This is a genomic window from Brevibacillus sp. NPDC003359, assembly GCF_042878995.1.
Lineage (GTDB): Bacteria > Bacillota > Bacilli > Brevibacillales > Brevibacillaceae > Brevibacillus.
In genome coordinates this window covers 49,155-69,720 of the sequence record NZ_JBIAOR010000004.1, presented here as the reverse complement: position 1 = coordinate 69,720, position 20,566 = coordinate 49,155, and the positions used below count along the sequence as shown (strand labels likewise).

The window sequence follows — 20,566 nt, the reverse complement described above, 5'->3', positions numbered from 1 at the left end:
CGTTTGTAAAAAGTCTACTGGTTTTTCGCGGAGGGTGTCGTCGGTACCTCGATAAAGGTTTTCTTACGCTTCTTGATAAGAGATAGCTGTCAATTTCGTTGTCTTTTGTTTTACTTCTTCTGGATCTACTGTGATGCGAGCAACACCAGTCTCCATCGCTGCTTTAGCTACTGCCGCAGCAACGTTTGGTGCTACACGTGGATCGAATGCGGAAGGGATCACTTTATCTGCATTCAACTCTTCTGCTGTAATCAGGTCAGCGATAGCATAAACAGCAGCCAGCTTCATTTCTTCGTTGATTTCAGTCGCACGTACATCTAACGCGCCGCGGAAAATTCCCGGGAACGCCAATACGTTGTTTACTTGGTTCGGGAAGTCGGAACGGCCTGTACCGATTACTGCTGCACCTGCTTCTTTTGCTTCTTGCGGCATGATCTCTGGTACTGGGTTTGCCATTGCGAAAATGATCGGATCGCGGTTCATCGAACGAACCATGTCCTGTGTAACAGCGCCAGCTACGGATACACCGACGAACACGTCAGCGCCCTTCATTGCATCAGCCAGGTCACCTTGCAGCATGGTGCGGTTCGTGATTTTCGCCATTTGTTCCTTCACTGGGTTCATACCGAATGGACGGCCTTCGTACACGATTCCTTTTGTATCCACCATGATCACTTCTTTAACGCCCATGGAAATCAAAAGCTTCATGATCGCGATACCAGCTGCACCTGCACCGTTCGCTACTACGCGGATATCTTCCAGCTTTTTGTCAACCACGCGCAGAGCATTGATCAGACCTGCTGCTGTAACGATTGCTGTACCATGTTGGTCATCGTGGAAAATCGGGATGTTTGTTTCGCGCTTCAGACGCTCTTCGATTTCGAAGCATGCAGGAGCTGCAATATCTTCCAAGTTAACGCCACCAAAAGTAGGCTCGAGCAGTTTTACTGTCTCTACGATTTTATCTACATCCGTTGTATTCAAGCAGATCGGGAATGCATCTACGCCTGCGAAGGATTTGAACAGAACTGCTTTTCCTTCCATAACCGGCATTGCTGCTTCTGGTCCGATGTTGCCGAGACCCAGTACAGCAGTACCGTCGCTGACTACTGCAACCAGATTGCCTTTCATCGTGTAATCGTACACTTTGGACTTGTCATCAAAAATATCTTTGCAAGGTTCAGCAACCCCTGGAGAATAAGCAAGACTCAGATCGTAAGCATTGCGAACGGGTACCTTGGTCACTGCCTCCAATTTTCCTTGATGTTTTCTGTGAAGCTCCAGCGCTTCCTCTCTCAGGTTGGACATGAGATCCCACTCCATTTCACGATAATAGTTTCTATGATTGCTTGTAGGCAGTAAAAAATGCCTGGGTTATCCCAAGTGGTCTGACCACTTATTGAGTTATGATCTCAATATAATAAAAAACTGTTCTCCTGTAAACCTGCCGAAAACGGCGAAAAAGGGAGGACATTCCTCATCCTCCCCAATTTATAGGCATTTCTTTCCGAATTACGCTGTCAGGACCCACAATTTCTCGCGCTTGCTCCAAAAATGACTCATCTACGTCCACCCAATTTGCTTCTGGGAGGCGAATTGTCTGTCTTTTTCCTTCGTAGAAAAGGATGACAGGAATCGTTCCTTTTTTTTCGACAAACAAGCGTGAAAGCTTTTGAAGCGTCGAATCGTGCTCTTGCTCTGCCGAAATTTTGACAAATAATACGGTCTCGGACTTCGGCTGTGGCAGCGATAGCGATTGTGCATCCCAGAAACGGGAAGCCAAGAGCTTGACCATGTCGTCTTGGTGATCGACTCGGGCTTCTGCCACGACGATTTGTTCGCGCTCGAGCAGTGGCGCATACTTCGCATACACCTGTGGGAAGACGACCAGCTCTACTGGCGCCGTTTTGTCCTCTAGCGTAATAAACGCCATCGGGTCCCCTTTTTTCGTTTGGATGCGTTTGGCTTCCGTTATCATCCCAAATACTTTTACCGTCTTGTCACGCGGCACATCCCCCAATGAAGAGATGACCGCTACTTCCGGGCGACTGGCGACATGGGCAAACTGATCAAGTGGATGACCGGAGATATATACCCCAATCAAGTCTCGCTCTTCTTTTAGTTGCTGCGTATGTGAGAGCGGCGGTACCTCGGGATATTCTACCGGCTCTCGCAATGGTGCCGTGTCCACTTCACCCGCGAATAAATTAAGCTGGTTAGCGTCTCGTTCTATACGCTTGCTATTTGCCTTCCCTACCGCTTCATCCAGCAATAGCAAAAGCTGACTGCGATGTCCTGGCAACGAGTCCAATGCGCCGCACAAGGTGAGCGACTCTACCACTCTTCGGTTAACTAACCGCGCATCCACGCGAGCACAAAAATCAAAGACGTCGCGATATGGTCTGCCTTTGCGCTCTTTTACGATTGATTCAATCGCACCGTAGCCGACGTTTTTCACTGCGGCCAGACCTAAGCGAATCGCATCCTGCTCCACTGTAAAGTAGGCCAGGCTCTTATTCACGTCAGGGCCGAGCACGGTAAGCCGCAACCGCCGCGCTTCTTCCGTGTACTCGGCAATTCTAGTCTGACTGCCGATCGATAAGGAGAGCAGCGCTGCCATGAACGCAAGCGGATAAGTTGCTTTCAAATAAGCCATCTGATAGGCGATGACCGCGTAAGCAACCGAGTGGGCTTTGTTGAAGCCGTAATCAGCAAAGCGCACGATCAAATCGTAGACTTGATTGCCCAGCTCTTCTCCGTAGCCTTGTCGTACACAACCAGCCACGAACTTCTCCCGCTGCTCCGCCAATAGTTCCCGTTTCTTTTTCCCGACTGCTCGGCGCAAAATATCTGCCTCACCAAGACTGAAGCCTGCGAGTGTCGATGAAATCTGCATGATTTGCTCCTGATAAATCATAAAACCGTGTGTTTCCCGCAAAATCGGCTCCAGCACAGGATGAGCGTACTGTACTTTGCTCTGTCCGTGCTTGGCAGCGATGTACTGCGGGATGATCTCCATCGGCCCCGGACGATACAGTGCCAGAACTGCAATGATGTCATCGAGGCTGCTCGGCTTCAAATCTCGCAGCACATTGCGCATCCCCGAAGATTCCAGTTGGAATATGCCGGTTGTCTCCCCACGAGAGAGCATGCGAAATGTTTTCTCATCGTCTGTCGGCAGCTGATCCAGCTCAAGTGAAATTCCCTGCTCCTGCAAATGACGCAACGTCTCCTGAATGATGGTCAAATTGCGCAAGCCGAGGAAGTCCATCTTCAACAGACCGACTTCTTCGAGAATTTCCATCGGATACTGCGTGAGCGCCAAGCCTTCGTTGCCTGTCTGTAATGGAACGTAATTCGTCAGCGGTTCACGCGAAATGACGACACCCGCTGCATGTGTGGAGGCGTGTCGAGGCAAGCCTTCTACGCCCTTTGCCGTTTCGATCAGTTGCGCTGCCTGTTTGTTTTCCGCACACAGCTTGCCGATATCCGGGTTGATCTGCATCGCCCGCTCAATCGTCATGCCTGGCGATTGCTGAATCATTTTGGCGACGCGATCCACGATGCCCAAAGACAAGCCTAGCGCCCGTCCAACGTCACGCACTGCTGCACGTGCCGCCATCGTTCCAAAGGTAATGATCTGGGCGACACGATCATGACCGTACTTGCTCGCAACATAGTGAATCACTTCGTCACGGCGCTCTACGGAAAAATCGATATCAATATCGGGCATCGTCACCCGCTCCGGGTTGAGAAAGCGTTCAAAGAGCAACTGAAAGCGGAGCGGATCGACATTCGTGATTTTCAAAACATACGCGACTAAGCTACCTGCCGCAGATCCCCGGCCAGGTCCAGTCGGTATCCCGTGTTCGTGAGCATACCTCATGAAATCCCATACAATCAGGAAGTAATCAGTGAAGCCCGTCCCTGTAATAATCGCCAGCTCGTGATCCAGACGCGCTTGCGCCTCTGGTGTAATCTCACCGTATCGCTCCCGGCAGCCCTTTTCACACAGTTCACGCAAATACTGCGTCGAATCTTGTCCCTCTGCCACAGGAAATTCCGGTAAAATATGCGCGCCAAAGGTAAGGTCCAGCTTGCACCTGTCTGCAACGGCTACCGTATTGGCTATCGCCTGAGGAGCAAAGGCAAAGAGCGTCGCCATCTCTTCGGCACTTTTCAAATAGTACTGATCCGTCTCGTAACGGAAACGGTTTTCTTCGCCAATCGTCTTGCCTTCTTTGATCGCCAGCAATATATCATGCTGCTGGTGATCCTCCCTGTGGAGGTAGTGTACGTTGTTCGTCGCAATCAGCGGAATCCCCGTCTCCTGGCTCAGTTTCACGAGACGAGTATTGAGCCTGCGCTCCACTTCCAGTCCGTGATCAGCCAGTTCCAAATAAAAATGCTGTTCACCAAACATTCGCTGATACTTGCGGGCTGCTTCTTTTGCAGCATCTGCTTCTCCAGCCAGTAGCAGCTTGGCTACTTCCCCTTGCTGGCAACCGCTCAGTGCAATGATGCCGTCTGTATGCTTTGCCAACACCTCTTTGTTGAGACGCGGAAGGATGTAGTTGCCGTCTGTATTCGCGATTGTCGCTAGCTTCAGGAGATTCCGGTAGCCCGTTTCATTTTCAGCAAGAACGATCAGATGACTAGGCGGCGGGGCATTTCGCACGCGATCTTGAAGATTTCCTTCTATTACGTATATTTCCATCCCGATAATCGGTTGGATGCCTGCTTCCAGACAAGCTTTATAAAACGGGATTGCCCCGTACAGATTGGCATGGTCTGTCATAGCCAGTGCATGCATGCCCAATTCGCGGGCTTGTTTGACTAGCGCATCGATACGTGCTGCTCCGTCCAGCAGACTGTACTCCGTATGAACATGCAAATGGACAAAGGAGGTCATGATATTACCCCTCTCACTTTTCACGATTGAAACTATCTCTTACATTATACCGGAAGTATAGCGCATACGGACGTTAAGAACAAACGTTCCCGCTCGTATTTGACCGTTCTCCCCTGATTTTGGTAGGATGGGTAATACCAGAATGGCTAGAAAGGATGAATCCATCTATGTGGTTTGCCTTTTACATGACCGGTATTCTCGCTTCCCTGGTAGCCAGCGTCTACTATAGTATCCATGCGCGCAGACGAGGCATCCATCCGCTTGAATCGCGTATGTTGCTGGGGAAAATGAATGTGTCATTGGGGATACTCGTTTCTTTATTCGGCATCAATCAGTTTACGTTTGATTCTCTCGATACGATCCGCATTGTCGTTGCATTGATCATGCTGATTGTAGGGGCAATGAATTTATTTTTGGGAACTCGCAATTATTTCCGTTATCGTACAGCTTGGCAGGCAGAACTGAAAAAAGGGGTATAAGTGCTCAAAAAGCGCTATAAGCCAAAAAGGCATGAGAACAAATTTGCGTTCACATGCCTTTTTCTTTTTTGGAAGAATGATGACTGGAAATACTTTTCCTCTATTCCCAGCTGTTTATCATGGCAAACCTAATAGGGCTCTCGGTATAATCAATTTGTGTGACATTCTATTGCTTCGACAACCTGAGCGGCAGTGCCCGAGGTTGTCCTTTTTTCTGTTCAATTCGAAAGGAAACGATTTCCTGCTATTGCAGGTCTTCGGCTTTTGCCCACAATTCCTCCGGGTTCAGCTCATAGATGCCCTCTTCTCGATACATATAATGATTCATGATGAATTCCCGGCGAATGGTAGCATAATCCTCGTGGAATTGGCGAATGTATTCGTTGATCTCTTGTTCCTTGTATTTGCGGCTTTTTTCTAACCCTCGCACCATGTGTTCAAAGACGATCAGCTTTTTCTTACGCTGGGACGGGATTTGTTTCAGCTTGCCATCTGGAGTAATGAAGCTGCGAATGACCTGCGTTTTTTCCGCTGCCATCTGGTGCCTCCTCTGAACATGTAAGTTGTCTTGCGTAAAAATGTCCTCAGCTGGCGAATCCTTTGCTTTTTCCATGACGTTCACGATCGCTTGCGACTGGCGTTTTACATTAGCTTCGTGCACATAAAAGTAAATGGTGTTTTTATCACGACGTTCGTAAACGACACCTGCCTCTCGAAGCTTTGCCATATGGTGGGTAATGGTTGGGGGTGTCACGCCGAGCTTGCCTGCCAACGCTTGTCCATGCAGGGGACCATTTGCCAAAATCGCGAGAATGCGTACACGAGTCGGGTCTCCGAGTGCTTTGTAAAAGGCGACGAGTTGGTCTAATTGCAAAATGGGGCACTCCTTTCTTTGATTAATCGTTCTGATTAGATGATATTCTAATTAGATGATAAGTTTCATTTCTTTGTCTGTCAATTCGAGGGTGCCCAAATACCTCTATCGTTGCTGTCGGTGGCAGCGGAAAAAGGAGAAAACGCTCGAGCTTCTTGGGCCCCCTGCATGGGGGTCATTCCTGCACGGCTCCATGGAAAAAGGGAAACCGCGTCCAAAGTAGTCCTCCCAGGAAGCGTGTTCAGAGGTGGACGCTTAAAGGCGTGTTTCCCTTTTTCCACTGCGCCTCGGCTGGTGTCCCAAAGAGCCTCGCTTATTTCTCCTTTTTCCTTGAAGCGGCTGTTTACTTCGTTGTAGCTGGTTTGAAAGTGTATCAGGATGATTTTAACTGCTTGAATGAACTTACAAAATGATTTTGCCAATGCTTCTTCTCCCACCACTGCCACTTTTTCAACACACAAAAAAGAACAGTCCATAAAAGACTGTTCCTTGCTTCTAACGCTCAATAATTTGCGCAGTAATCATGGCCTGCCCTACGAGCTGTTCACCGTGGAATACGGATACTTCGACTTTTCCGAAGCGGCGGCTGATATCCAATAGGCGCGGCTTAACTTCGATATGACTTTCCATCTGAACTGGCTTTAGGAAATAGACGGTGATATTTTCCGGTACCATGTCGCCTCGACGATGATGTCGCAACAGGTTGCAAGCAGCCTCGACCATGACCGTCGTCATGATTCCGCTGGCAATCGTACCGAGATGGTTAGTCATTTGTGGACTCACATCACCCAGATAGACCATCTCATCTGCCTGTCGCTCCTCACGGAAATGCGACATGATCAGATTCGGGAAAGTTTCACTCATCTGCGGTTGCTTGGCTGTAAATTGCAGCGCTTTTAACACGTCGTTGCGGCTTAAGACACCGACGAACTTGCGATGGTTGTCTACGACAGGCAATAGCTCGATTCCTTCCCACACCATGGTGTGCGCAGATGACGCTACGGATACCCTCGGCGAGGTTGTAATCGGGTTCTTCGTCATGACCTTGTCGATCGTCGCGGTTTCCTCATGCCCGATAATGTCTTTGGAGGTAACAATCCCGATCAGGCGCATCTGCTCGTCAACGACAGGGAATCTTGTGTCCTGATACAGCTCCGTATACTGGTGCCACTTGGCTACAGAATCTGATGTCAATAATACAGGCGTTTCTGCAAGCGGCTTCAAAATATCTTCTACCATGACGATTTCTTTTTTGATCAGGCGATCGTAAATGGCGCGGTTAATCATCGACGCTACCGTAAAGGAGTCGTAGCTGGAGGAGATGATCGGCAGCGCTAAACGGTCAGCCAGCTGTTTGATTTCCTCGCTTGTATCGAATCCCCCGGTAATTAATACAGCAGCCCCTTGCTGCAAAGCGATTTTGTGAGCCTGATAGCGATTACCGACAATTAAGAGACTCCCGGCATCGATATAGCGCATCATGGCTTCGAGCTGCATGGCCCCTATTACAAATTTATTCAAGGTCTTGTGTAAGCCTTCACGTCCGGCCTGCACATGACCATCGACGATGTTCACAACCTCCGCAAAGGTCAAACGTTCAATATTTTCCTTTTGCTTCTTCTCGATTCTCACCGTACCGACACGCTCAATCGTGCTGACGTATCCTTGCGTTTCCGCTTCCTTGATCGCACGATATGCAGTCCCTTCACTCACATCCAGGTCTTTCGCGATCTGCCGCACGGAAATCTTCGAACCGATCGGAAGGCGATCAATATGTTGCAAGATTTGTTCATGCTTCGTTGCCATATTGCTTTTCCCCCTTCCTTTTCTCCCACCCGTTCCATGTACGTGCGCTCCTTCGACCAATATACCCGAAGGCGGGGCAAAAAAAAAGGGTAGCTTTTTTGAAAGCTACCGACCAGAAAGTATATCATTAAGGGGGTTTTCATCGTGCTTTTATCATACCCAAGGAATATTACAGGATTATTACAACACAGTTACAGTTTCTTTTCAGTTTTACAACGTGATCAAAAAGTCGACTTTTTGAACTTCCTTTTCATTAACCAATGAAGTTTGCCAATAATCCTTGGAAAAGCCCTATAATCCCGCCAAGGATAAATCCGAGAACGGTAATCATGCGGAATTCCTTGCCTGAGATTCCGACTACCATCTCTTCAATCCTTTCAATCGGGAAACCCTCTACTTGCCGTGTAACAATATCCCGAATGGCCAGGCGCGAAAATACTCTCTCTACGTTTTGTTGCAGCGTCTCCACCATCCACTTTGCCAAACGAGGAACGAGTTCAGTTGTTACCGTCTCAGAAATAGGCGCAGTCAAACGAGACAGAGGCTCGTCCACGATGCGCAGACTTTGCTCCTCTAGCTTGGCAAAAAGCTTCCGCGCCCAATCGTCCACTTGATCTCGCCCAATCCAAGCAACCACTTCGCCCACATTTTTGTCCAAGAGCTTGTCCGCTTCCTTATGTAAAAAGTAGTGTACGCGCTCCGAAAGCTCTCTGCTTTGTAAAAGCTCATCGAGATACGGGAGAATCTTGCCCAAAATCTTGTCATCCCCAAGAAACATCCCGACCAAGCCACCAAACATACCTCCGCCTCCACCGAGCAATCCGCGAACCATGTTCTGCAAGGTTTGCTGGCCTTCTGGGGAATGCAAATACTCGCGGAAACGTTTCAAGAGCAGTTCGCTCACACTGCCAAGCGCAGCATCCAGACGCTGGCGTCCATTGTCCGTCACTAGCTCTCGTAGTTTTTTCTCTTCATATTGAGTAAGAACCTGTTCGACAAAGGTACCCCATTTCGCCTCGATAGGCGCGCGGACACCCTCACTCCACGTTCCGTCTTCCTTAAACAATTGTGGCATCACTGTGAGCAATGCTTGACGTAGACTACGCTCATCAGTCATCCAGTCGCGTGCAATGGTGTTCATCCATCCCGTCAGTGTGCTCTCCAAACCACTCTGATTCAGTGCACGCTTGACCCCCTCAGTCGTCAGCAAATGTTCTTCGACGAGTCTGCCCATTTGTATCGCGATATCGTCTCGCCTTCTCGGGATCAATCCCGGGGTAAAAGGCACTTTCCACCTGCCTATATACCACGGTTTCACTGGTTTAAACAGCATTCTGATGGCTAAATCATTCGTCACTCCACCGATGACAGAGCCTACTGCAATATTCACTAATAGTATCCAAGCGTTCATAAATCCTTACAACCTCTCTTCTCTGCATGGCACCAAACGTTTTGGATGCTCATACCATAGACTAACTTTGCCTGATGGGAAGGGGATACTCATGTCCTACGTTCCAACAATCGTTGTCGAAAACGAGATAATATCGGAAGTAGACCTTAACCTGCCCCAGGCGCACTTGCGCAAATGGAATCTTTCAACACCGTCCACCATTGCGGTTCAATTTGGGAGCAAGACCGTTTCCGCCCGTGTAGGCGGTTGGGAACGGGGAGGCAAAACCTCGGGTAAAACCTTCATACGACCATCTTTAGCTCAATCTTTGCATCTGCCCAGGAGCGTTCCACTCTTAGTCCGTTATGATGCGAGTCAGAAAACAATCGTTTTCGGACCGTATGTAGGTGTTCTTGTTTCGAGCTACAATGCAGCGTTCTCGCAAGCACCGTTTGGAAACCTAAACTCTTTCTTCCAGGAGATGTCTGATATCACCCGTAAACGCGGAGGTATCCTTTGCGCATTTCGGCTTCAGGATGTCAACTGGGATGCAGGAATTGTGCGCGGTCTCGTACGAAGAGGAGGCGTCTGGAGACAAACCCTACTTCCGCTACCTCAATGCATTTACAACCGGCTCGTATCCCGCCAACGCGAACGAAGTGAACAGATGGCCAACTGGGTTCAACGCTGCAAGGACGCTTCCATTCCCTTTTTTAATGAGCGTTTTTTGAATAAGTGGCATGTACACGCCGCTCTCGAAAATCAACCGACTGCCTCCGAACATCTTCCCAGCATGGTTCGTTATCTGAAGCTGGAAGACCTACGGCAAATGCTATCTACGTATCGCACCGTTTATGCAAAACCAGCTAACGGCAGCATGGGGCGCGGGATCATTCGCATTCGCAGTTCGCCCGAGGGATACCAGCTCGCGTTCCCCGGAGGATTGCGCAAATCATTTGCTAGCATGCAAGGCTTACATCAGTATTTGCAAAAAAGGACAAAAGGCACATCCTATTTGCTGCAACAAGGGTTACCGTTAATCGGCATCCAAGGACGACCGACAGATTTTCGTGTATTGGTACAAAAAGACCGAAAAGGTGAATGGTCCGTCACTTCCATGGTAGCTCGCCTGGGATTAAACCATATTGTTTCTAATATATCCAGGGGCGGGCAGATGATGACTCCCCTTCAAGCTCTGCGAGTTTGTGGACCACGGGCGAGCAGGATTCGTCCAGCCCCTCAAACGTTACGCGCAGTAGCACTTAAGCACGCGATCCTTTTAGAAGAATCACTGCCTGGGCAGTACGCAGAATTCGGAATTGATCTGGGAGTCGATGTCCATGGACAGGTGTGGCTTTTGGAGGTCAACAGTAAGCCATCCAAGTCAGCCAAAACAGTTCCATTGCCTGAGGGTGCCGAAGAACTGCCTCGGCGTGCACGCCCTTCTGTCCTTCGCATGCTGGATTATTCCGCCTTTCTAAGTGGTTTTCCCCGGACCATTCAACCACGAAAGACGATAAAAAGAAGACCGAAGCGCAACAAAAACAGGCGAAGGTGACCTACATGACAGCAACCGAGAGAAGTCTTGGCATCATGGCCCGATGCCAAGGCTCCCACTTTGTAGACAAAGGGTACTACAAAAAGCTTACGCTCTATGGACGCAAGCACGGCATTCGCGTCTTCGTTTTTTCACCACGTCAGGTTAACTTCTCCACCCGTATGGTAAAAGGCTTCGAGTATCGCAATGGGTCCTGGCACGCAAAAGACTTCCCAATCCCCGCCTTTATCTATGATCGTTGCTTTGTGGGCCCATCTTATCGCCACTATAAACCATTTGTGGAAAAGTTGCAAAACGATCGCAACATTACGTTTTTGGGGCATGGTCTGTCTGGAAAATGGCAGGTGCACCAGATGCTCGCTAAGTCCTCTCTCCTCGCCCCGCTGCTACCGCCTACTGAAATATTCTCATATCCTGTACTCCATGCAACCTTGCAAAAATACGGGGCAGCTATCATCAAGCCGATGGCGGGAACTCACGGTATTGGCGTCGTGAGAATCAAAGAAGTGCGCAGTGGATATGAAGCTTCTGGACGAAACCGAGACAATAAGCCTTTTACCAGGCGAATCCGCGACACTGCCGGATTAAAAAGTTTTGTGTCTGTCTTTACTGCCGGCCGCAAGTTCCTGGCACAGCCCTATTTGGAGTTGCATACCCCGGATGGAACTCCATTCGATGTCCGTGTTCTGGTTCAAAAAAACGGGTTGGGCAAATGGGGGACAACTGGCAAAGCTGTGCGCCTGGGAGACAAACGCAGTATTACCTCCAATTTGCACGGAGGAGGGAAAGCAACACCTCTGGCCTCTTTCCTGCCCATTCACTTCACATCCGCAAAAGCAGCACGCATCGAGCAAACAATCAACCGAGTGGCGGAAGAACTTCCCCGTTTTTTGGAAGAGTCACACGGCAGACTCGTTGAGCTGGGAATCGATATCGGCATCGACACCGCAGGTAATGTTTGGATCATCGAGGTAAACAGCAGACCAGGGCGAACTGTTTTTCGCATGATTGACGACCCGACTGCTCAACTGCATTCGATTACTCAGCCTGTTCGCTACGCCCACTATCTCATGAAAGAGCGTGTAGGAGGTTAAAGCATGGAAACGTTCAGAATGCGGCTTCGCTTCCTTTCCAACCCCCGTATCAGTGGGATTATCCTGCCAGCTACACTCTTCCAACAGCTGCAGCTACGGCAACGCCAAAAAATTAGAGTCTTACTGGGTAAAAAGGAAGTAGTCGCAACTGTCTTACAAGATAAACACAATCCAGATGCGAACGTCATGAAAGTGACGACTCTCTTGCAATCGGAGTTGGGCATTCCTCACCCTGGCTTGATCCAACTCAAACTAGAAGGCTCCGCACTCCGAATCGGTCCTTCAATCGGGATCGTTACGACTGGCGTACGCCGAGATCCCAAGCAGCCAATGGGCCCCCGCACCTCGTTTTTTTACAATTTGTTACAGGCTCAAGAAGGGAAAGGCGTTTTCTACTATATATTTTCCCCAACCGATGTAGACTGGGAATCCAATACCGTCAAAGCGTGGTTTTTGCGCAGAAACAAGTCAGGCGGCTACTTTTGGAAAAAGCATGTTACCGCCATGCCTGATGTCGTCTATGATCGTATTCCCTCTCGTTCGGCGGAAAAACATGAAGCCGTTCGGGAATTCAAATATCGACTCGCCAGTTACCCCGATCTACCGATGTTCAATCAGGGCTTTTTTAACAAATGGGGCGTGCACCAACTGCTGTACCCGAATCCAGAGGTGAATGAGCATATCCCGGAAACTTACACCTCTCCTTCCCTTACGACCGTTCGAAATTTGCTGCAAAAATACCCCATTGTTTATTTGAAGCCCAAAAACGGAAGTCTCGGATACGGTATTGTCAAAGTTGTACGCCAAGCAGGCGCTGGCTTTACTGCCTCCTATCATACAAGCAGCGGCAATGTAAAAAGACAATTTTCCAAGCTGTCCAGCCTATATCAGCATGTCTTCCGCAGTCGTCGCGTCAGTGCGTATCTGGCACAGCAGGGCATTTCGCTCATGACATTTCATGGACGTCCGTTTGATTTCCGTGTTCACTTGCATAAAAATCAACAAAACGAGTGGGTCGTCTCCTGCACGGCAGCCAAGGTTGCCGGTTCTGGCAGCGTAACTACCCATGTGCGCACAGGTGGTACTGTCATTCCCGGCGATGACCTGTTGCAGCACCTGTTTGGCAGACAAAAACCCCTCATGACGCAGCGCATTTCCGAAGCGTCGATCCGACTGGCTACCGCAATTGAACTGGCAAAAGGGATTGATTTAGGAGAATTGGGGCTGGACATGGGGATTGATACGCAAGGCCATGTCTGGATGTTCGAAGCGAATTCCAAGCCTGGCCGTTCCATATTCAAGCATGCCCGACTCAGGCAGGCTGATCAAGAATCACGCAAGCTGCTCGTCGATTACAGCTGTTACTTGGCTAATTTCTAGTCGCACGCGATCTGTACCGTTTTTCTGGAAGGAGGAACACCATGCTTCAGCAGCGCTCCGGGTGGCTGACGATCCTCCCTAGCGGTAGATGGTTCGTCCAGTTACCTCGGTTAGTCCTTAAACGCTCGCCAAAGCCACTGGTCGCCAGTCTCGGTCCCTTTTCTCATACGAAACGGATATACGCTGGTTTACCCCGCGTGCAAGCAAGCCGTATTCGTACACGCATTAACTGGAAAATGGCGGACGACTCCCTGAAGCTTGGCCCTTTATTTGGAATACTGACCGTTGGCGAAGGGGCGACATTTTTAGGAAATCGCGAGAACTTCAAGGATATTACACAATCGGGGAAGCAATGGGGTGCACTCGTATTTGTGTTCACTCCACAAGGAATCAATTGGGAGAAGAAAAAGGTGCGCGGCTATTTGTACAACAATCGTCTAAACTCGTGGCAAGAGGTGATTCTACCTTTCCCCCACGTGGTCTACAACCGAATTCCGACGCGAAAAGCAGAACGGCGACCTGAAGTCCGAAGAGCATTGAGCCGCATTCATGAGATGCCAAATGTCACATTGTTTAATCGCGGATTTTTTGACAAGCAACAGCTGTTTTCGATGCTGGAGTCCCACCTTGAGGTGCAAGCTTTTCTACCGGAGACGAAACAGCTGGACACCTTGGCTCGCTTTCGAAGCTTTTGCACAGAACATCGCTTTGTCTACTTGAAGCCTGTGCGCGGTAAAGCTGGCGAAGGGATTATGCGCATTGATTTCAAAAACGATAAGTGGTTCCTGCAACGGTTAAAAGAGCATAAGGCCATTACTCGCCGCTTTTCCAATTTGAATGATGTATGGAAGCATATTCGACTTCATGTCAAACAACAGAAGTACATCATGCAGCAGGGTATCCGTCGTGCCCGTTACAACGGCAAACCTTTTGATGTTCGTGTCCTCGTTCAGAAAGATGGCGAGGGTGAGTGGAGCATAACCGGAGTAGGCATCAGAAGGTCAGGCTCGCAAAGCATCACCACTCATGTGCCACGAGGTGGCTCGATCCACTCGTTATCAACCGTTCTACAAGACTTGTTCAAAAATAATCCCGAGCAAATGGAAAGACACATTCACGAAACGGCACTCGCCATCGCACGGTCTTTAAATGCAGAATGGACGGATTTGGCTGAGATGTCGATGGACCTTGGCTTGACAGAAGAAGGAAATCTATGGTTATTTGAAGCGAATGCAAAGCCGGAGAAATTCGATGAACCTTCGATTAGACGATTATCGTTAGCCAATTTGATCCACTATGCACAGCATGTCTCCCGCTTGCAAAACAAGCGAGGGATTGCCGCAGGATAAGGGAGTCGACCTTGGTGCGATTTGCCCGTCAGGAAGGGGAACGGCGCATCACCCAACGAACGACTGGCTGACGCGATTGATTCCTGATGGAAATGGGGTCAATCCTTCCTGGTTGTAGATAACCGCTACCGCAATAGGTGAATCGGCATGCTGGCTGTACGTGCGGGTAGCACTGAACAATGAGGCAAGTCTCACGTTATTCCGCTCCATAAGGTTTACGCCCCCACGCTTTGGCTAGCCTGTGGACGTTGGAATTCAATTGCTCTAAAGGAACATGCCGTTTAGACTCCGGCATGTTTTTTTCGTTATCGGATGCATGACCTGATCGACCTTGGAAAAAATACTCCATGGAGGTGGTCTTAACCATGACCCATACATTCAATCATTTGATGCATTCCCAACAACAACCGCAATTTTTTGGAGCAATGAGCCCTGCAGGCGCGATGTTCCAACAAGGATACGCCGGAACAAACGTACAGGAAGTACAGCATTGGAACCACGGCGGACATGCCCAATCCATCGGGACCCCTACAACGGGCATGTCCTACGGTGGTGCACAATCGGTTTTTTCCCCTGGCTTTGCCAATACCAATGTCCAGGAAGTAAGACAGCTCAATCATGCTGGCTATCCTCAACAACAACAACAACAGCAGCAATATGGCTATGGGCAAAATCAAGCGCTTCAGTCCATGCAAAACCAATTCACCGGCTATGCACAAGGCCAGCAAGCTGGTTACGTGCAAGCACAGCCTTCTTACCAGCAATCGTATGGACAAGGCGGAAACTCCATTTTCTCCCCTGGCTTTGCTGGGACAAATGTGCAAGAGGTTCAGGCTCGCAATCAAGTTGGCTATAGCGGCTACGGAGGACAAGCCGGCTATACGAATCAAGCAGCGTATCCGCAAGCGATGACTGGCAGTATTTTTGCCCCTGGCTTTGCCAATACCAATGTCCAGGAAGTTCGCCAGTTGAATAACACTGGCTATGGCATGCAAGCACAACAAGGTCAGCAGCAACAATCTCAGCTGCAACAATCTCAGCTGCAACCACAGGCATATGCCAATCAGGCGTACGGCAATCAGGCTGGCGCAGGAGCACAATCGATCTACTCTCCTGGCTTTGCAGGCACGAACACGCAAGAGGTTCGCCAATTGAACACCCCAGGCCAAGTGGCTCCTCACACAAGCTCCATTTTCCCTGGCACTTTCTAAATGAGAAAAGCGTGACCATCCATTGCGACGGTCACGCTTTTTGTTATGGGTGATGGTTCAACGGTCGGCATTTTCCCAAATCGCCTGATACAAAGCATGCAAATCCTGCAGACTCTGTTCATCCACTGTAAAAATGATGCTGTCAAACACGTAGGCATCCTTCTGCACGCAGGACCATCCATCCCCGGTTGGTTGAAACTGCTCCTCCACACACGTCTCAGTCTGATCCAGCAGTTGTCGTACCGCTACATGCTTTTCCAACGATGGTCGATATCTTTCCATTACTTGGGCAAGGCGTTCATCCTGACGCGCCAGCCGATACAAGGCAAGCTCAATCTGGAGCCAACAAGTCACATAAAAATGGAACTCCAAAAATAACGTGTGTACGGCTGCACGAATTTTGTTGTGATCACCAGCTTCCAATGCTGCACATGCTTCCTGCTTTTTCTCCTGAATCAGGTCAAAATGACTGACTGCTCCGCGGTAAAACTTGCGCACCACGTTGTACAACATCTCTGGAGTACGCGGCGGAAGACTCCGATGTCGGTTTTGCACCTCTCGCATGGCCTGTTCTCCTCTTTTCCGACGCTCGCTTTCTTCTATTGTACAACAATGGTGCGCAATGCAGGCAGCCTACTCTTTCCCGTTTTTCCAGTAGTCATAAGCATGAATGGCGAGCCCCCAATAAGAGGAGTATCGATCCAGCACTTTTGTCACCAGATCCAGCTGCCGATCCATTTCGCCCATGCCTTCCTCGTAAAAGGTGATCCCGTTCCCTTCGTGGCTCTCTTTCGTTTCCACGGCGACGACCAACTTTTTCTGGATGCTCTCTGCGTACTTCATCTGATTTTCAACCAAGCCGATGATGCGAGGAGCCTGATCGCGAAATGCCATCAAGGTCGTATGATCAAGCTGTTTGATCATCCAATGCGAAAACGGCAATTCGGGCTGACCCGGAGTCGGTGTCTTGTCCAGCCATGCAGCGAGATCGACGCTCGCTTCCAAGGAAGTCCCGTCCTTGGTCTCCTCGACAAATGCTTCGATGTTGCCCATCCACTGGCGTAAGACTTCCTCTTTATCCTCGCGCCAGACAGGAAGGACATACGGCTCGATGTCTAAGTGAATGCCGTGAAACTGCTCTTCTGTCGAGACAGACTCATTGTAGGCTTTCACCCAATTCACGAGCTTCATGATCTTGCTCCGATTTTCAGACATCGCCCAAATCGGATGACCGCCCATGGCATGAACCTCGATCCCCGCTTCACGCGCCTCTCTCACGAAATCGCGATAATAGGAAATCGGCTGCTCCAAATCTAGACGAACGTAGAGGAGATTCACCCCATTTTGTTTCACAAAGGAGAGAATTTCCTCCTTTTCCGTGCCAATCAATTCTGCACGCCATATGTAGGTGCCCTTGTATCGTTGCTTCGTTACCGGGGGCAGGGGGCTCGCCTCCTTCCAGTAGCGATAATCGTGAATCGCGACACCGGAGAAGGACGGATGCTGTGCCAAATGTGTAGGCAATTGCTCTAATTGCTGTTTCATGTAAGCCGGACCTTCCTCGGCAAACGAAGAGTGGTCTTCACCCAGCAGCGGCTTCATATTCACAGCGACCAGGACACGCGTCTCTAATTCATCCGCTTCCTTCATTTCCTGATCAATCAAATTAAGGATGCCGTTTTGACCGGAAAGTGTGTCACGATACGCCATGATACATACCGTATCAAACTGGCTTATCATCCATTTGGACAAGGACATCTCTTCTTGTCCCGGAACGGGAATATCGTCCAGCCAAAATGGAATGGCTGCACTGGCAACCAAATCCTGGTCTTTTGACACCTCGGCTGTGAACGCCTGCACATTGGCTTGCCATTCCCGGATAATCCGCTTCTGATCAGTCTCCCATAATGGCAGGAGATACGGCTCGATGTCTAACTGAATCCCGCGAATCCGCTCATTCTTCTGCGCTTCACTGTTGTAGCTTTTTACCCAGTGGACGATGTTCATCATCCGCTTTTCATTGCTTTTGAGCGCCCATGCCGGATGGCCGGCTACCGCATGAACCTCGATCCCCATCTCTGTCGCTTCGCGGATAAAATCCCGGTAGTATTCATACGGCTTGTTCATCTCGATTCGCAAGTAGACGAGATTAATATCGTTACTTTTGCAGAAATCGAGAATCTCTCGCTTCTCTCTCCCGATCATTTCGGATTGCCAGATCCACGTTGCTTTACTCTTCTTCTCCGCGGGGGAAAAGCCGAACAGAAAGCCGACTGTTAGGCAGAGAACACTCAAATAGATGCGCGCAGCTTTCATTCGTCACAGTTGCCCCTCTCGTTGACTTGCGTGCTTCCAGCTCTCGTAATCATGGATCGCACTTCCTGCAAACGCCGGATTGTTTGACAGCTCTTCCTGTAAAATGGCCAACTGGTTGTTCATCTCTTCTGTGCCTTCTTCATAAAAGCTCACATGAGCGCCTTCCATCGTTTCCATGATGTTGACGCCTACGATGACCGACCCTTTTTTGTGTACATTGGCATCTTCGACGATCTTTTCTACGATTTCGATGATCCCATTTTGCCCAAGGGCTTGATTGCGGTAGGCCATTAACGTAATACTGTCGAGTCGCTGCACCATCCAGTTGCTCACTTTCTCATCACTGCCAGGAACGTTTACGGAGTCGATCCAAAAAGGTAAGTCGGCACCGACAGCGAGATCCGTATCCTTCTTCGTCTCTGCTGCCAGATAGCTGACATTTTTCAACCACTGCCGGACGATTTCTGCCTGGTCTTCCTTCCATGCAGGCAACAAATACGGCTCGATATCGACGTGAATCCCCGAGAATCGTTCATCTGACTTGGAACTGCGATTGAACGCCTTCACCCAGGAGATGAGATCGTCAATGCTCTGGCGATTCGCTGTAAACGCCCAATTGGGGTCACCGCCAAGCGCCTCTACCTTGATGCCTGCCTGGTTGGCTTTTTCAATGAAGGTACGGTACGTCTGGGGCGCGACAGTTGCTGGTTCAACGTGAAGATAGATCAGGTTGATGTCGTTTTTCTCGGCAAACTCGATCATTTCATCGGTTTGGGTCTCCATTTGCTTGGCATCCCATATCCAGGTTGCTTTTGTCAGGGCGGAGCGGGTGTTTGCCAACGACAGCATGATGATCGAAGCCACTGTCACAAGGAGCAGTCCTATCCAAAGCCAGCTATATCGACGAAGTACCTGCATCAGTGCTGGTCGATACCGTACTGTTGTGTCGTCGCTCCCACTCCCGCCAAAGCCCGCTCACCAAACGCACTGCCGTCAACCGCTGAAAACGGCGGTATTCTCGTGTATTCCTCGATGCTCTTGTTTTTGACCAAAGCGTGCGGCCCGATCTGGCAGCCTTCACCGATCTGTGTTTCGCCGAAAAGGCAAGTTCCTGGATAAAGTACCGTATCACGCCCGATCATTACGTCAGAATCGATGTACGTCGAGCTCGGGTCTATCATCGTCACACCGTTTCGCATATGGAAATCGTTGATTCGCTTGCGCATCAGCTGTTCCAAATCAGCGAGCTGCACACGATCATTGACGCCATTACCCTCTTCGGGATCATCCGTTGCAAACGCCGCTACCAAATGACCTTGTTCTTGCAATAGCCCCAGAACATCCGGCAAGTAAAACTCCCCTTGCGCGTTTTCATTGGAGACCATCGGCAGCATCGAAAACAGCTTTTGATTGTCGAAGCAAAAGATTCCCGTGCTGATCTCGTTCACCTTTTTTTGTCCCAAGGTCGCGTCTTTTTCCTCGATAATTTTACGGACATCACCGTTCTCGTCGCGTATGATCCTGCCATAGCCTGTAGGCTCGTCCACAATGGCGGTCAAAACCGTGGCTGCTGCCTGTTTGAGCTGGTGATACTCGAGCAAACTTCGCAGCGTCTGTTCTTGTACGAGCGGTGTATCACCATTCATGACAATCGTCACGCCATCCTGCGCCCCGAGAATTTCGTGGCTCATCCAAACAGCATGAGCGGTCCCAAGCTGTTCCGGTTGATAGGCATACTGAACGCGGTTTTTCAACTTCTCTTTGACCACTTCGGCTCCGTGACCGACAACGGCGACCAAGTGGCGAAGTGACAATGCTTCCAATGTCTCTACGACATGCTCTATCATCGGCTTCCCGCAGATTGGATGCATGACCTTGTAGAGCGATGATTTCATTCTGGTTCCTTTTCCTGCTGCGAGTACTACGGCATGTATGTTCATCCTATCGCCTCCGTCTTGGTCAGCTCCCCTTTTGCAAGCTGACCTTTTTGGATTTGCTGATCGAAGTATGGTTTCAATTCATAAGTCAGTGTGTCAATCATCATGGTCAAATCAATGTCTTTCCTCTGCACGCCCAGCTGATAGGCCTGAAGCATAATCTCCAGTAATTTCTCCTGATTCAACGTCCGCTTCGAGGTGTTCATTCATCTTTCCCCCTTTCTTCATTCCTCTCTTACTTCATAACGACTGACGTTTGT

General features: G+C 49.6%; 18 protein-coding genes. 6 read left to right on the top strand and 12 right to left on the bottom strand.

Annotation, left to right across the window (positions count from 1 at the left end; translation table 11 throughout):
• Nucleotides 1-63: 63 nt before the first annotated feature.
• The gene (gene ystJ / locus ACFYU8_RS14280) at nt 64-1,308 is read right to left on the bottom strand and encodes an NADP-dependent malic enzyme (RefSeq protein WP_390300426.1); all 1,245 of its coding nucleotides are present in this window, start codon (nt 1,306-1,308) and stop codon (nt 64-66) included.
• 169 nt (nt 1,309-1,477) lie between these two features.
• Nucleotides 1,478-4,912, bottom strand: a complete 3,435-nt coding sequence (locus ACFYU8_RS14275; protein WP_390300428.1) for a DNA polymerase III subunit alpha — start codon at nt 4,910-4,912, stop codon at nt 1,478-1,480.
• A 167-nt stretch (nt 4,913-5,079) separates the two neighbouring features.
• On the opposite strand from ACFYU8_RS14275, the gene ACFYU8_RS14270 reads away from it, so the two are divergent.
• The gene (locus ACFYU8_RS14270) at nt 5,080-5,391 is read left to right on the top strand and encodes a YtpI family protein (RefSeq protein ID WP_376894542.1); all 312 of its coding nucleotides are present in this window, start codon (nt 5,080-5,082) and stop codon (nt 5,389-5,391) included.
• 244 nt (nt 5,392-5,635) lie between these two features.
• On the opposite strand, the gene ACFYU8_RS14265 is transcribed toward ACFYU8_RS14270, so the two are convergent.
• The 4 genes from ACFYU8_RS14265 to ACFYU8_RS14250 form a co-directional block, all read right to left on the bottom strand.
• Nucleotides 5,636-6,265 (bottom strand): DUF2087 domain-containing protein, encoded by a 630-nt coding sequence (locus tag ACFYU8_RS14265; protein WP_390300430.1) that lies wholly within the window; start codon nt 6,263-6,265, stop codon nt 5,636-5,638.
• An 80-nt stretch (nt 6,266-6,345) separates the two neighbouring features.
• The gene (locus ACFYU8_RS14260) at nt 6,346-6,687 is read right to left on the bottom strand and encodes a hypothetical protein (RefSeq protein WP_390300432.1); all 342 of its coding nucleotides are present in this window, start codon (nt 6,685-6,687) and stop codon (nt 6,346-6,348) included.
• 73 nt (nt 6,688-6,760) lie between these two features.
• Nucleotides 6,761-8,071: a DRTGG domain-containing protein gene (locus tag ACFYU8_RS14255; protein ID WP_390300434.1), complete on the bottom strand. Its 1,311-nt coding sequence runs from the start codon at nt 8,069-8,071 to the stop codon at nt 6,761-6,763.
• Between the two features lie 253 nt (nt 8,072-8,324).
• Nucleotides 8,325-9,482, bottom strand: a complete 1,158-nt coding sequence (locus ACFYU8_RS14250) for a DUF445 domain-containing protein (RefSeq protein ID WP_390300436.1) — start codon at nt 9,480-9,482, stop codon at nt 8,325-8,327.
• A 91-nt stretch (nt 9,483-9,573) separates the two neighbouring features.
• On the opposite strand from ACFYU8_RS14250, the gene ACFYU8_RS14245 reads away from it, so the two are divergent.
• Genes ACFYU8_RS14245 through ACFYU8_RS14230 form a run of 4 tightly spaced genes read left to right on the top strand, consistent with a single transcriptional unit; the run spans nt 9,574 to nt 14,842 of the window.
• Nucleotides 9,574-11,019 (top strand): YheC/YheD family endospore coat-associated protein, encoded by a 1,446-nt coding sequence (locus ACFYU8_RS14245; protein ID WP_390300438.1) that lies wholly within the window; start codon nt 9,574-9,576, stop codon nt 11,017-11,019.
• A 5-nt stretch (nt 11,020-11,024) separates the two neighbouring features.
• Nucleotides 11,025-12,113, top strand: coding sequence for a YheC/YheD family endospore coat-associated protein (locus ACFYU8_RS14240; RefSeq protein ID WP_390300440.1), 1,089 nt, complete (start codon nt 11,025-11,027; stop codon nt 12,111-12,113).
• A 3-nt stretch (nt 12,114-12,116) separates the two neighbouring features.
• Complete coding sequence (locus ACFYU8_RS14235) at nt 12,117-13,493, top strand: YheC/YheD family endospore coat-associated protein (protein ID WP_390300442.1); 1,377 nt, start codon at nt 12,117-12,119, stop codon at nt 13,491-13,493.
• Nucleotides 13,494-13,534: 41 nt separating this feature from the next.
• Complete coding sequence (locus ACFYU8_RS14230; RefSeq protein WP_390300444.1) at nt 13,535-14,842, top strand: YheC/YheD family endospore coat-associated protein; 1,308 nt, start codon at nt 13,535-13,537, stop codon at nt 14,840-14,842.
• A gap of 48 nt (nt 14,843-14,890) precedes the next feature.
• Here ACFYU8_RS14230 and ACFYU8_RS14225 read toward each other — a convergent pair whose 3' ends face one another.
• Nucleotides 14,891-15,052, bottom strand: coding sequence for a hypothetical protein (locus ACFYU8_RS14225; RefSeq protein WP_390300446.1), 162 nt, complete (start codon nt 15,050-15,052; stop codon nt 14,891-14,893).
• Nucleotides 15,053-15,207: 155 nt separating this feature from the next.
• On the opposite strand from ACFYU8_RS14225, the gene ACFYU8_RS14220 reads away from it, so the two are divergent.
• On the top strand, nt 15,208-16,053 hold the full coding sequence (locus ACFYU8_RS14220) for a hypothetical protein (protein ID WP_390300448.1): 846 nt from the start codon (nt 15,208-15,210) through the stop codon (nt 16,051-16,053).
• 57 nt (nt 16,054-16,110) lie between these two features.
• Here ACFYU8_RS14220 and ACFYU8_RS14215 read toward each other — a convergent pair whose 3' ends face one another.
• From ACFYU8_RS14215 to ACFYU8_RS14195, 5 genes are all read right to left on the bottom strand, one after another.
• Entirely contained in the window at nt 16,111-16,617 is a 507-nt protein-coding gene (locus ACFYU8_RS14215; protein WP_390300450.1) for a hypothetical protein, read from the bottom strand.
• 69 nt (nt 16,618-16,686) lie between these two features.
• Nucleotides 16,687-18,369, bottom strand: coding sequence for a hypothetical protein (locus ACFYU8_RS14210; RefSeq protein ID WP_390300452.1), 1,683 nt, complete (start codon nt 18,367-18,369; stop codon nt 16,687-16,689).
• A 3-nt stretch (nt 18,370-18,372) separates the two neighbouring features.
• Entirely contained in the window at nt 18,373-19,239 is an 867-nt protein-coding gene (locus ACFYU8_RS14205) for a hypothetical protein (protein WP_390300454.1), read from the bottom strand.
• Between the two features lie 47 nt (nt 19,240-19,286).
• On the bottom strand, nt 19,287-20,309 hold the full coding sequence (gene glmU, locus ACFYU8_RS14200; protein WP_390300456.1) for a bifunctional UDP-N-acetylglucosamine diphosphorylase/glucosamine-1-phosphate N-acetyltransferase GlmU: 1,023 nt from the start codon (nt 20,307-20,309) through the stop codon (nt 19,287-19,289).
• Complete coding sequence (locus ACFYU8_RS14195) at nt 20,306-20,512, bottom strand: hypothetical protein (RefSeq protein WP_144617197.1); 207 nt, start codon at nt 20,510-20,512, stop codon at nt 20,306-20,308. The genes glmU and ACFYU8_RS14195 overlap by 4 nt, the downstream gene beginning before the upstream one ends.
• Nucleotides 20,513-20,566: the final 54 nt, after the last annotated feature.

Coding starts and splice junctions, on each gene's coding strand:
- glmU (WP_390300456.1), bottom strand. CDS start 20,309: ATGAACATACATGCCGTAGTACTCGCAGCAGGAAAAGGAACCAGAATG.
- ACFYU8_RS14195 (WP_144617197.1), bottom strand. CDS start 20,512: ATGAACACCTCGAAGCGGACGTTGAATCAGGAGAAATTACTGGAGATT.
- ACFYU8_RS14275 (WP_390300428.1), bottom strand. CDS start 4,912: ATGACCTCCTTTGTCCATTTGCATGTTCATACGGAGTACAGTCTGCTG.
- ACFYU8_RS14220 (WP_390300448.1), top strand. CDS start 15,208: ATGACCCATACATTCAATCATTTGATGCATTCCCAACAACAACCGCAA.
- ACFYU8_RS14235 (WP_390300442.1), top strand. CDS start 12,117: ATGGAAACGTTCAGAATGCGGCTTCGCTTCCTTTCCAACCCCCGTATC.
- ystJ (WP_390300426.1), bottom strand. CDS start 1,308: ATGTCCAACCTGAGAGAGGAAGCGCTGGAGCTTCACAGAAAACATCAA.
- ACFYU8_RS14210 (WP_390300452.1), bottom strand. CDS start 18,369: ATGAAAGCTGCGCGCATCTATTTGAGTGTTCTCTGCCTAACAGTCGGC.
- ACFYU8_RS14240 (WP_390300440.1), top strand. CDS start 11,025: ATGACAGCAACCGAGAGAAGTCTTGGCATCATGGCCCGATGCCAAGGC.
- ACFYU8_RS14215 (WP_390300450.1), bottom strand. CDS start 16,617: ATGCGAGAGGTGCAAAACCGACATCGGAGTCTTCCGCCGCGTACTCCA.
- ACFYU8_RS14225 (WP_390300446.1), bottom strand. CDS start 15,052: ATGGAGCGGAATAACGTGAGACTTGCCTCATTGTTCAGTGCTACCCGC.
- ACFYU8_RS14270 (WP_376894542.1), top strand. CDS start 5,080: ATGTGGTTTGCCTTTTACATGACCGGTATTCTCGCTTCCCTGGTAGCC.
- ACFYU8_RS14245 (WP_390300438.1), top strand. CDS start 9,574: ATGTCCTACGTTCCAACAATCGTTGTCGAAAACGAGATAATATCGGAA.
- ACFYU8_RS14250 (WP_390300436.1), bottom strand. CDS start 9,482: ATGAACGCTTGGATACTATTAGTGAATATTGCAGTAGGCTCTGTCATC.
- ACFYU8_RS14230 (WP_390300444.1), top strand. CDS start 13,535: ATGCTTCAGCAGCGCTCCGGGTGGCTGACGATCCTCCCTAGCGGTAGA.
- ACFYU8_RS14255 (WP_390300434.1), bottom strand. CDS start 8,071: ATGGCAACGAAGCATGAACAAATCTTGCAACATATTGATCGCCTTCCG.